13 protein-coding genes are annotated in these 11,670 nt (G+C 66.4%); 8 read left to right on the forward strand and 5 right to left on the reverse strand.

The window, feature by feature from the left end; translation table 11 throughout:
• The first annotated feature begins 176 nt into the window (after positions 1–176).
• Positions 177–1,154 (forward strand): alpha/beta hydrolase fold domain-containing protein, encoded by a 978-nt coding sequence (locus ACE3P0_RS20870; RefSeq protein ID WP_374404733.1) that lies wholly within the window; start codon positions 177–179, stop codon positions 1,152–1,154.
• A 46-nt stretch (positions 1,155–1,200) separates the two neighbouring features.
• Positions 1,201–2,634 carry an exodeoxyribonuclease I gene (gene sbcB, locus ACE3P0_RS20875; protein ID WP_374404734.1) on the forward strand — a complete coding sequence of 478 codons (1,434 nt, stop codon included), beginning with the start codon at positions 1,201–1,203 and terminating at the stop codon, positions 2,632–2,634.
• 1 nt (position 2,635) lies between these two features.
• Here the strand turns inward: sbcB and ACE3P0_RS20880 are convergent, their stop codons facing one another.
• From ACE3P0_RS20880 to ACE3P0_RS20895, 4 genes are all read right to left on the reverse strand, one after another.
• Positions 2,636–2,965 (reverse strand): hypothetical protein, encoded by a 330-nt coding sequence (locus ACE3P0_RS20880; protein ID WP_374404736.1) that lies wholly within the window; start codon positions 2,963–2,965, stop codon positions 2,636–2,638.
• A 125-nt stretch (positions 2,966–3,090) separates the two neighbouring features.
• Positions 3,091–3,510 (reverse strand): hypothetical protein, encoded by a 420-nt coding sequence (locus tag ACE3P0_RS20885; RefSeq protein ID WP_374404737.1) that lies wholly within the window; start codon positions 3,508–3,510, stop codon positions 3,091–3,093.
• A gap of 46 nt (positions 3,511–3,556) precedes the next feature.
• Positions 3,557–3,811: a translation initiation factor IF-1 gene (gene infA, locus ACE3P0_RS20890; RefSeq protein ID WP_374404739.1), complete on the reverse strand. Its 255-nt coding sequence runs from the start codon at positions 3,809–3,811 to the stop codon at positions 3,557–3,559.
• A gap of 142 nt (positions 3,812–3,953) precedes the next feature.
• On the reverse strand, positions 3,954–4,157 hold the full coding sequence (locus ACE3P0_RS20895) for a cold-shock protein (RefSeq protein WP_374404740.1): 204 nt from the start codon (positions 4,155–4,157) through the stop codon (positions 3,954–3,956).
• 240 nt (positions 4,158–4,397) lie between these two features.
• Between ACE3P0_RS20895 and dbpA the strand changes: the two genes are divergently transcribed.
• From dbpA to ACE3P0_RS20925, 6 genes are all read left to right on the forward strand, one after another.
• Complete coding sequence (dbpA, locus tag ACE3P0_RS20900) at positions 4,398–5,813, forward strand: ATP-dependent RNA helicase DbpA (RefSeq protein WP_374404741.1); 1,416 nt, start codon at positions 4,398–4,400, stop codon at positions 5,811–5,813.
• Between the two features lie 14 nt (positions 5,814–5,827).
• Entirely contained in the window at positions 5,828–6,409 is a 582-nt protein-coding gene (locus tag ACE3P0_RS20905) for a DinB family protein (protein ID WP_374404742.1), read from the forward strand.
• Positions 6,406–7,302, forward strand: a complete 897-nt coding sequence (locus ACE3P0_RS20910) for a spermidine synthase-like protein (protein ID WP_374404743.1) — start codon at positions 6,406–6,408, stop codon at positions 7,300–7,302. Before ACE3P0_RS20905 ends, ACE3P0_RS20910 begins: the two co-directional genes overlap by 4 nt.
• 105 nt (positions 7,303–7,407) lie before the next feature.
• Positions 7,408–8,445 (forward strand): M14 family zinc carboxypeptidase, encoded by a 1,038-nt coding sequence (locus tag ACE3P0_RS20915; RefSeq protein ID WP_374404744.1) that lies wholly within the window; start codon positions 7,408–7,410, stop codon positions 8,443–8,445.
• Positions 8,442–9,194, forward strand: coding sequence for an alpha/beta fold hydrolase (locus tag ACE3P0_RS20920; RefSeq protein WP_374404745.1), 753 nt, complete (start codon positions 8,442–8,444; stop codon positions 9,192–9,194). The genes ACE3P0_RS20915 and ACE3P0_RS20920 overlap by 4 nt, the downstream gene beginning before the upstream one ends.
• A gap of 34 nt (positions 9,195–9,228) precedes the next feature.
• Positions 9,229–10,029, forward strand: a complete 801-nt coding sequence (locus tag ACE3P0_RS20925) for a substrate-binding periplasmic protein (RefSeq protein WP_374404746.1) — start codon at positions 9,229–9,231, stop codon at positions 10,027–10,029.
• 15 nt (positions 10,030–10,044) lie between these two features.
• On the opposite strand, the gene ACE3P0_RS20930 is transcribed toward ACE3P0_RS20925, so the two are convergent.
• Positions 10,045–11,628: a YdiU family protein gene (locus tag ACE3P0_RS20930; protein WP_374404747.1), complete on the reverse strand. Its 1,584-nt coding sequence runs from the start codon at positions 11,626–11,628 to the stop codon at positions 10,045–10,047.
• Positions 11,629–11,670 lie beyond the last annotated feature (42 nt).

An 11,670-nucleotide genomic window follows, 5' to 3' on the forward strand; every position in this document is an offset into this window, starting at 1 on the left:
TCTACACCAGCCGCGGCACCGGCTCCGGGGGCCCGCCGACGCGCGGCGGCGCGCCATCCGAAATCACCCGGCTGCGCCTGGTGCGGGCCTGACCGAACACTCCGCAACAATTCCCGCTTTCGCGGCTGCCATGCCTATTGCATGATCGCGCGTCATCGTTCGCGTGAGGCATCGGCATGAAAATCAGAACTGGCGTGGCCTTGCTGCTGGCGATTGCGCTGAGCGCCTGCGGCGGCGGGGGTGACGCGAGCCCGACGCCCGAGCCGCCGCCCGGCCCGAAACCGCCGCCCGAGACCGGCCTCTACGTCAGCCCGCAATACGACAGCACGCAGATCGCGCTGCACCTCGACATCCCCTACTCCAAGCGCCCGAACGAGGGCGGTGTTCAATACAGCTCGAGCCTCACCAAGAGCGTCGAGATCGGCACCGCGGAGCTGACGCTGGAACTGGATGTCGCGGTGCCGCCCAACGCAACCGCCAGCACACCGCAGCCGGCGATCGTGTGGATCCACGGCGGCGGCTTTGTGGGTGGCAGCAAGGAAGAACGACGCGACGACGCAATGAGTTATGCGCGCGCCGGCTATGTCGCCGCGACGATCAACTACCGCCTGACGCCCGATAACCAGGCGAACCCCGCGATCCGTGTGCGCGCGATCCAGCAGGCGACCGATGATGCGATGAACGCGATCCGCTTCCTGCGGGCCAACGCCGCGACCTATCACATCGACCCGAACCGCATCGCCACAATCGGCACCTCGGCCGGCGGTGGCATCTCGCTGATCAACGCGATCGAAGCGGATACGCTGCTCGGTACCGTATCGGACTACCCCGGTGTCAGCGCCCATGTGCAGGCGGCCATCGCGACCGGCGCCACGCTGGGTGAATCGGGCATCGACACCAACAGCCTGTTCCATTTCGACGCCAGCGACAGTCCGGTACTGCTGTTTCACGCCAAGGAAACCGACAGCGTGACCGGCGCCACCTGGAGCGGCAACGTGCTGCCAACACAAAAGGCGATTGTGGATGCCGGCGGCCGCTGCACGGTGGTCGCGCAGGGCGACATGACCCACACCGTGGACCTCTCGCTCGGCGGCCGCTGGTGGCCGCAGCTCAAGCCCTTCCTGTGGGAACAGTTGCGGCTCGGCGCAATGTAGGGTCGGTGCGTAAAATCGCGGGTTAATCTCCGCGAAAGAGCGCCCGATGGCCGACCTGAGCTTCTACTGGCACGACTACGAAACCTTCGGCGTGATGCCGCGTCGCGACCGCCCGGCGCAGTTCGCCGGCGTGCGCACCGATGCCGAACTCAATGAAGTCGGCGAGCCGCAGATGATCTACTGCCAGCCGGCGCCGGACTACCTGCCCGATCCGGAAAGCTGCCTGCTCACCGGCATCCTGCCGCAGACCTGCCTGGAGCGCGGCCTGCCGGAACATGCGTTTGCCGCGGCGATCGAGCGCGAACTGGCGACGCCAGGCACCGTCGGCGTCGGCTACAACACCCTGCGCTTCGACGACGAGGTCACCCGCCATCTGTTCTGGCGCAACCTGATCGACCCCTATGCACGTGAGTGGCAGAACGACTGCGGCCGCTGGGATCTGCTCGATGTAGTGCGCTGCATGTACGCCCTGCGCCCCGAAGGCATCGTGTGGCCGAAACATGAGGACGGCCGCCCGTCGTTCAAGCTCGAACACCTCACCGCCGCGAACGGCCTCGCGCACGAGGCGGCGCACGATGCGCTGTCCGACGTGCGCGCGACCATCGCGCTGGCACGCCTGATCCGCGGTCTGCAACCGCGGCTGTGGGATTTCTGTCTGAAGCTGCGCAAGAAGGACGCGGTGCTGGCCGAAATCGAACTCGCCAATCCGAAACCCGTCCTGCACGTGTCCGGCATGTTCGGGCCGGAGCGCGGCTGCATCGCGCTGGTGTGGCCACTCGGCCCGCATCCGACGAACAAGAACGAGATCATCGTGTGGGATCTGGCGCAGGACCCCGCCGAACTTGCGAGCCTGGATGCCACCACCGTGCGCGAGCGCATGTTCACCCGCGCCGATGCGCTGCCCGAGGGCGTAACGCGGCTGCCGATCAAGACCATCCACATCAACAAGTCGCCGGTCGTGATCGGCAACCTGCAAACACTTAGCCCCGCGATGGCCGAGAAATGGGGCATCGACGTCGCGCAGGCGCTGCGCCATGCAGAACTCGCACGCGACATGAAGCCGCTTGCGTCGCTGTGGCGCGAGGTATTCGCGCGCCCGACTACCGACACGCTCGTGGATGTCGATGAAGATCTCTACGGCGGCTTTGTCGGTAACGGCGACCGACGCTTGCTCAACCAGTTGCGTTCGCTGGATGCGACCGAACTGGCGAGCGAGAAGGTGAGCTTCACCGATGGGCGGCTAGAGGAACTGCTGTTCCGCTATCGCGCGCGGAATTTCCCGGCAACACTCAGCGAGAACGAGCAGGCGCGCTGGGAAATGCACCGCATCGCACAACTTCATCAGGGCGTCGGTGGCGCGCGATCGCTGCCCGCGTTCTTCGACCGCATCGATGTGCTGAGCGAGACAGCGGACGAACGCGGCGAGGCGATCCTCGGCGCGCTGTACGACTACGCCGAGGCGATCGCGCCACCAGCGTGACTCAGCGGATCGGGATCACGATGGGCGGAATGCCGATCGTGATTGCCGGCCGCGAATACACCGGCACCGGTGCGGGCACCGGGTAGTACTCACGGTAACCGTAAACCGGCGCGTAGACCGGTGCATACGCCGGGCGCCAGCGACGGTGCTCGTGTTCCCAACGTTCGCGCTCGCGCCACTGGTGTTCGCGCCATGCCTGCTCGCGCCATTCGCGTTCATGCCGCTCATGCCGATCCCAGCCACGGTCGTCGTCATGCCAGCCATGTGCCGACGCGGTAGCGGCCGCGAGGAGTCCGACGGACAGAAATGCCACACGGGTCAGAGTTTTCATTTGAGTCTCCAGCCGGGCGCTGCGAATGTGGCGCCCGTGAAGGCATCAACGCCTGAGCCGCCGCGGGGCTGAATCTCAAAATGTAAATGTCGTAAGCGGAGGTTTCCGCCCTCGGATCCGGACGCCTACTTCACCGTGACGGCGAAGCTGCCCAGCGATACGGCACGCAGTGTGTCGAGCGGAACGGCGGCGGGGTCGCGCGGCAATGCGAAGCGATTGACGTAGTGCACGCGGGTGCTGCCGCTGGCACGGGCAACCAGGCTGGAATCGGCGGCACCCATGCGGCCTTCGCGTACGATCACGGCAACGATGTCCGGGTCCTCACTGGCGAGCCCCATCTCGAAACCACCCGGTGCCGGCAAGCGCGAAGGGGTAGACAGCGCGAGCCGCTGCTCACCGGGGCGCATCGTTTGCGGCACGGACATGCGTTCAGCCGAATGCTCGGGCAGATGATAGGCAATGCCACCACAGGCGCCCAGGGCACCACACAGCATGGTAAGCAGCAGGCGCCGGGCGGCGCCGCGAAGGGCAAGAGTCGGGTTCATCGCCCGACTATCCGACGCCGTGCAATACGGCGTCAAGACATGGCGATCAGTAGCGGCGGCGCGGTGCGACCGGCCCGCGATTCTCGATCGCGCGGAAGGTGATGCGACCTTTGCTCAGGTCGTAGGCCGACATTTCGAGCGTGACCTTGTCGCCGGTGAGGATGCGGATTCGGTGCTTGCGCATCTTGCCCGCGGTGTAGGCCACCAGCTCATGCCCGTTGTCGAGCGTGACGCGGAAGCGTGCGTCGGGCAGCACTTCGGTGACTTGACCGTTCATGACGATCGGTTCTTCCTTGGACATGTGGACTCCTCAGGCAATTCGAAAAGAAAAAAGCCCGGCAAATGCCGGGCTTTTCCGGGGGCATCGCGCAAAGCCACAGGGGCTTTGCGTGGTGCCGAAGTACGCGCTGCGGTGGCGGTCTGGATAACCGCCAGCCCCATGCTTACTCCGGGCGGATGTTCGAAGCCTGGTCGCCCTTCGGGCCCTTGGTCACGTCAAACGTGACGCGCTGGTTTTCCTGAAGGCTCTTGAAACCACCGCCTTGAATGGCGGAGAAGTGCGCGAACAGATCCTGACCACCGCCGTCCGGGGTGATGAATCCGAAGCCCTTGGAATCGTTGAACCACTTCACAGTACCTGCAGCCATGATGAAACTCCTGGATAAAAATTATGAACAGGGTCTTGCCCTGGTTGGGCGGTCGTCAAGGCGGCGGAACGATGAAGGCAGGAATACCGGAGGTATAAGCGAACAACAGAGACACGGCTTGATTAACGCGAAGCGAACGGTGCGCCCTTTCCGAACATAAAGCAATCTTTATTTTTGGCCAGGCGAAATTCGCCCGCGCACATTTCAGGCGAAACCCGCGCTCAGGACGGATAATTGCGCATGACCCAAACAAGCCCAAGCCCCGAAGCAAGTGCTGCCGCAGGCGGACCGCCCTTTAGCGATCTGCCCTTGCCCACCGCAACACTGGCCAACCTCACGCAGCTCGGCTACCTCACGATGACGCCGATCCAGGCAGTCACCTTGCCCGTCGCGCTCGCCGGACACGATCTGCTCGCGCAGGCAAAGACCGGCTCCGGCAAGACAGCCGCCTTCGCGCTGCCGATGCTGCAACGGCTCGGCGCACGCGGCGGCCGCGTGCAGGGGCTGGTGCTGTGTCCGACCCGCGAACTGGCCGAACAGGTCAGCGGCGAAGTACGCCGCCTCGGCCGCGCGGTCGACAATCTGAAGGTGCTGACACTGTGCGGCGGCGCGCCGGCCCGGCCGCAGCGCGAAAGCCTCGCGCATGGTGCCGACATCGTCGTCGGCACGCCGGGCCGCATCCTCGACCACCTCGGCAGCGGCGCGCTGGTGCTCGACGAGGTGCGCACGCTGGTGCTCGACGAAGCCGACCGCATGCTCGACATGGGTTTCTACGACGACATCGCCGACGTTGCGCAGGCCTGCCCTGCAGTGCGTCAAACCCTGCTGTTTTCCGCCACCTACCCCGACGGCATCGCGCGCATCGCGGATCGCTTCCTGCATCAACCGCGCACCGTGAAGCTGATCGAACAGCACGCGAGCGACAAGATCCGCCAACGCTTCTACGAAGTGGCGAACGACGCACGCCTCGCCGCGGTGGTGCAGCTGCTGCGCCACTTCCGCCCGGTTAGCACGCTCGCGTTCTGCAACACGCGCCAGCAATGCCGCGACTTGGTCGACACGCTGCAGGCCGCAGGCATCGCGGCGCTCGCGCTGCACGGTGAGTTGGATCAGCGCGAACGCGATCAGGTGCTGGTGCAGTTCGCGCAGCGCAGCTGCCCGGTGCTGGTCGCCACCGACGTCGCCGCGCGCGGGCTCGATATCGACCAGCTCGAAGCCGTGATCAACGTCGACGTCACGCCCGACCCCGAAATCCATCTGCACCGCATCGGCCGCACCGGCCGCGGCGACGCCGATGGCTGGGCGCTGAGCGTGGTGAGCCCGAACGAGAAGCGCCGCGTCGCGGCGATCGCCGAAGCGCAGCATTTCGAGCCGGAATGGCACACGCTGGCGGAACTCGCCGCCGACGCCGCGCCGCTGCTCGCACCCATGGCCACACTGCAAATCCTCGGCGGGCGCAAGGAGAAGATGCGCCCCGGTGACGTGCTCGGCGCGCTAACCGGCGAGGCGGGCTTCACGCGCGAACAGGTCGGCAAGATCAGCGTGATGGAGCTTTCCACTTACGTCGCGGTGCAGCGCGAGATCGCCGACGAAGCCGTGCGCCGGCTCGGCAACGGCAAGATCAAAGGCCGCCGCGTGAAAGTACGCAAGCTCTGACGCAGGTACGGATCATGTCGAACCCCTTGTCACATCATCTTTTCACGATGGCCTGCAACAACGCCTGGGCCAACCATCGCCTGCTGAAGGCCTGTGCGGCGCTGAGTCATGACGACTTCATTGCAAAACGCACCAGCTTCTTCCCGTCGATCAAGGCCACGCTGAACCACACGTTGACGGTGGATTGGTTCTACGTCGACGCGCTGGAACGGGAGTGGCGCGGCGAGCCGCCACACACCGACTGCTATCGCTTCTTCGCGGTGGACGAGCCATTCGAGACCTGTGCGGATCTGCAGCGTGAGCAAGCCGCGGTGGACCGGCGACTGGTCGCCTACTGCAAGGCGCAACGTGACGCCGACCTGAATCGCATCGTCACCATCGCACGCCCCGGCGCCGCGCAACACGACACCCGGACCCGGCTACTGGCCCACCTGTTCCAGCACCAGATCCACCACCGCGGCCAGGTCCATGCAATGCTGGCCGGCACGCCCGTCGAACCGCCACAACTCGACGAATTCTTCTGCGCCGGCGAGGCAGCCTTGCGCGCTGAGGACTTCGCAGAACTGGGTTGGCAGGAGTCGGAGATCTGGTCTTGAGCCGTACGGCTGCCGTGCAGGGCGTCGAGGCCCGCATCACGGCCGACGGCCTGCTCGAGTTCCCCGCCAGCTTCCTGCAGGAACGCGGCGTCGTGCGCCTGCTCGAAGCGGCGGACGCCGACGTGCATCGACTGATCCGCCTGCTGCGCGATGGCGAGTATCCGCGCCCCTTCGTGATCGACGACGGCAAGCTACGGCGCCTGCACTTCACGCTCGCGCTGGTGCAAAGTGAGATGGATGTGGCCGACCCCTTCGCGCTGCATGCGGCCTACACCCGCAAGATGATGGCCTTCCTGCTGTTCCTGCCGCGGCCCAAGCATGTGGTGATCGTCGGGCTCGGCGGCGGATCGCTGACCAAGTTCTGCCACCGGCACCTCGCCCGCACGCGCGTGACGACGGTGGAGATCAACGAAGATGTGATCGCGCTGCGCGAACAGTTCGCACTGCCGCCGGACGACGCGCGGCACGCCATCGTGTGCGCCGACGCGGTCGAATACTTCGCCAGCACCGAAGACCGCGCCGACGTCGTGTTGCTCGACGGCTACGACGAAAACGGTATCGTGCCGGCCTTCTGCGACGAGCGTTTCTACCTCGCGATCCGGGCGCGCCTCAAGCCCGCCGGTCTATTGGTGTGCAACCTCGCCGTGAAGGGCGACGAGAGTGCCGCGCATATCGAACTGCTGCGCGAAGTGTTTCGCGATCGGGTGGTGGTTCAGGAAGTGGCCGGCGACGGCAATCGCATCGCCTTCGCGTTCAACGACGAAGGCTACCCGCCCGACTGGGCGGCGGTGGAACGCGAGGCGCGCACACTGGCACAGCGCGTTGATCTGGACTTCACCGGTTTCGCACAGCAACTCGCCAAGAGCGCGCAGCGGGAGCGGCGACGGCGCTGATCCGGGCCGCACGTTCGCGCCGCGCGCACTGTCATATTTCAGGCTCGAATTCCTGACACCGCGCTCCGGTATGCTGGGTCGCAGATTCGTCCGCCCCGCCCTTTGATGACGCGCCCCGAACTGCCTCTGCTGAGCGAACTCGAACACCTCATCCGCCGTGCCGCGGGGCATGTCGACGCGCGGGTCGTCTGCGAAGTTGAGGCGGGCCACACCTGCTTGCCGGTGTATGCGATCACGCTTGGCAACCCCGACCCGGCCGTACCGGCGATCGGCTTCTTCGGTGGCGTGCACGGGCTGGAGCGGATCGGCGCCGAGGTGGTAATCGAGTACCTGCGCAGCCTCATCACACGCCTGCGCTGGGATGGACTGCTGCATCGGCAGCTCGAATCGCTGCGCATGGTGTTCATGCCGCTGGTGAACCCGGCTGGCGTGTGGCGTGGCACGCGCGCCAACGGGCGCGGCGTGGACCTGATGCGCAACGCACCAGTGGACGCGCTTGAGCAGGTGCCCTTCCTCGTCGGCGGGCAGCGCCTCAGCCGCTCGCTGCCCTGGTATCGCGGCCCGCGCGGCGCGGCGATGGAGGCGGAGAGCGCCGCGCTGTGCGAGGTGGTCGAGCGCGAACTGCTGCCGCGGCGCTTCAGCCTGTCGCTCGACTGCCACTCCGGCTTCGGGTTGCGCGACCGAATCTGGTTTCCGTATGCGCACACCGCCGAACCGATCCGCCACTTACCCGAGGTGCATGCGCTGCGAGAGATCTTCGATCAGGCGCATGCGCACCACAGCTACGTGTTCGAGCCGCAGAGCCTGAGCTACCTGACGCACGGCGATCTGTGGGACTACCTCTACCTGCGCGCTGCGCAGACGCCGGAACGGGTCTTCCTGCCGCTAACACTGGAAATGGGTTCCTGGCTGTGGGTGAAGAAGAATCCGCGCCAGCTCTTCTCGCGCCACGGCATGTTCAACCCAGGCAAGGCGCATCGTCAGCAGCGCGTGCTGCGGCGCCACATGGCCTGGCTGGACTTCATGGCGCGCGCGGCGTCCAGTTCCGCGCTGTGGTTGCCCGACCCGGCCGCACGCGCACGGCACTACGAGATCGCGATGCGCGACTGGTACGGCGCACACACCGCGGCGGGGGCGGCATGAGCGACGCGACACCGGTCACCTGGGTGCTGCTGCGCGGTCTCACGCGCGAACAAGGTCACTGGGGCGACTTCCCCGATCGTTTGCGCGCCGCGCTGCCCGGCGCGCAGGTGCTGACGCCTGATCTACCCGGCAACGGCAGCCTGCACGCCCAGCAAAGTCCGACCCGCGTCGAGGCCATGGCCGATGCGGTGCGCGCCACACTGCACGCCGCAGGCGCCAAGCCACCCTACGCGGTACTCGCGATGTCGCTCGGCGCAATGGTCAGCGTGGCATGGGCGAATCGCTATCCGGACGAGCTCTCGCGCATGGTGTTGATCAACACCAGCCTGCGCCCCTTCAGCCCCTTCTGGCAGCGGCTGCGCCCGCAGCAGTACACGACCCTGCTGCGGCTCGCGCTGCTGCCGACGCCACCGCGTGTGCGTGAAGCGGCGATCCTGCGCGCGACGACGCGGCTGATCGCTCACGCCGAGCCGGTGCTGGACCACTGGCAGGCACTGCGCTCCGAGCGCCCCTGCAGCACCCGCAACGCGCTGCGCCAGCTCCTTGCGGCAGCGCGCTTCCGTGCGCCGCTGCAGGCACCACCGGTGCCTGCCTTGCTGCTGTGCAGCCAACGCGATGCGCTCGTCGACACCCGCTGCTCACAAGCCATCGCGCGCGCGTGGCAGCGCCCCCTTGCGATCCATCCGGCCGCCGGCCATGATCTGCCGCTGGACGACACGGACTGGGTGATCGCCCAACTGCTCCGCTGATTGTTTCTCTCCGCCATCGCTGATCGGGGGTTCGATGCGGGTTTCTCCGCTGTGGAAGTACATCGGCTGCGGGCTCGTGCTGTTGATCGCAATGAGCGCGGCGACACACGCCGCCGGCACGCCAGTGATCGACATTGATGCAGAGGATGCCGCGGCGCCGTGGTCGCAGGCCGACGGCGCCGGTGCGGCGAACGAGATCGTGCGCGAAGCCTTTGCACGCAGCGGCGTACCGGTTCGGCTGCACACCGTGCCCTACGCACGTTGCAAAGCCGAGATGCTGGCAGGTAGTGTGGTCGGCTGCATTGCGGTCGGCGCAAACGAAGCCCTCGGCACACGCGCGCGTCTGCCACGAACGCCGCTTTACCGCGTACGCACCGTGCTGGTGTCGCGCGAGCACGCGCCAATCGGGTCTTGTGACGCGCACACCTGGCCGGCTTCCGCCACCGTCGGCCGCGTCAATGCCTACGAGTACGCTCCGCGTTTCGAGCAGGCGCTCGCAGCAACACACGTTGCAGTCAGCGAGCTTGGCTCCGAACCTCAAGGCCTGCGGATGCTGGTTGCGGGCCGCATCGACGCGCTGGTGCTGCAACTCGATTCGCTCAAGACGCTGGACTACGTTCAGCGCCAAGCCGGCGCGCAGGCCCCGCTGCAGGTGGCGTGCGACTTCGGGCCACTCGACAGCCACATCGGCTTCAGCGTTCGTCATCGCGACGGCGCGTTTGCTCTGGCGGCCTTCGAGCAGGGCTACGCCGCGATGCTCGCGGATGGCAGCGTCGAGCGCATTCTCGATACTTGGCGCGAGCGCCTGCTGAAGTCACCCAGCCCACCACGCTGAACGCGCTTGCCTTGTTCAGGAGCTGCAGGACAGTGCCGAGCAGCCAGGCTTGAAGCGCGCCCACTCGGGGCGACGCGCGAACAAGTCTGCGTGTTCCGGCTGCTCGTCGTACGGCCGTTTCAGCAGTTCAAGCAAGCGCTCGGTCGGGGCCATGTCATCTTGCGCAGCCGCGTCAATCGCCTGCTGCGCGATCCAGTTGCGCAACACATACTTCGGGTTGCTGTGCTGCATGCGCGCGATGCGCTGCGCGGGCGGTTCGGCCTCGTCGCGCACCCGTTGCGCATGGCGCGCGAGCCATTCGGCTAGTGCGCGCCCCTGCTCGCCCGACGGCGCACCGGGGGCATAGAACGCCTCGCGCAGCGGTGCGAGGCGTTGCTCCGCCGTCGCGTCAGCATCGCTAGGCACGTCGGCGAGGCAACGGAAGAAGATCGTCATGTCGGTTTCTGTCTGTTGCAGCAAGCCGAAGAGATCAACAATCAGCGGATCGTCGCCCGTCTGCGGGGCAATGCCCAACTTGTCCGCCAGCATCTGCGACCAGTGCGTACCGAAGTCGACGCGGTAACGCTCAAGCCCCGCGCGCAGCGCATCGTCATCGCCAACCAGATCGCTCAGCGCGCCCGCGAGCCGCGTGAGGTTCCAGTATGCGATCTGCGGTTGCTGGCCGTAGCTGTAGCGGCGCCCCTCGGCGTCGGTGGTGTTGGGGGTCCAGTCGAGATCGAAACCCTCCAGCCAGCCGTAGGGGCCGTAGTCGATCGTGAGGCCGAGGATCGACATGTTGTCGGTGTTCATCACCCCATGCACGAAACCGACACGCATCCAGTGCGCAACCATCAGCGCGGTGCGACCGCACACCTCATCGAACCACGCCGCATAGGCCTTCGGCCCTGGTTCGCCCAGATGCGGGTAGTGGTGACGGATCACCCAGTCCGCCAGTGTCTGCAGGTTCTTCGCCTCGTTTTCGGCAGCGAAGATTTCGAAGTTGCCGAAGCGTACGAAGCTGGGGGCGACGCGGCACACCACGGCGCCCGGTTCGACCTGTGGGTTGCCGTTGTAAAACATGTCGCGCACCACGCCCTCGCCGGTAGCGACCAACGACAGCGCACGCGTTGTCGGCACGCCGAGGTGGTGCATGGCCTCGCTGCAAAGGAATTCGCGCAAGGAGGAACGCAGCACCGCACGGCCATCGGCATGGCGCGAGTAAGGCGTGCGGCCGGCGCCCTTGAGCTGAAGCTCCAGCCGCTGGCCTGCGCGGTCGATGATCTCGCCGAGCGTGATTGCGCGGCCGTCACCCAGTTGCCCGGCCCACTGGCCGAACTGGTGCCCACCGTAACGCGCCGCATAAGGCTGCATGCCAGGCAACACGCGGGCACCGCCCAGCACATCTGCAACGACGCTGTCGCCCGGCGCCGGGCGCGCGATGCCGAGCGATTCACCGAGTACGTCGGACCAGGCCAGCAGCCGTGGCGCGGCAACCGGCGTTGGCATCACACGGCTGTAAGCGGCACCGGGCACCTGGCGCGGCACATTGTGGCTACCCGTATCGGCCGCATGGGAGCGCACGAACAGGTCGTCGAAGCTCAATTGTTCGAACGGGCGCATCAGGGCATCAGGGGCATTCATCGTCGGCGATCTCCGGGTTTC

The organism is Niveibacterium sp. (assembly GCF_041909475.1).
Taxonomy (GTDB): Bacteria; Pseudomonadota; Gammaproteobacteria; order Burkholderiales; family Rhodocyclaceae; genus Niveibacterium.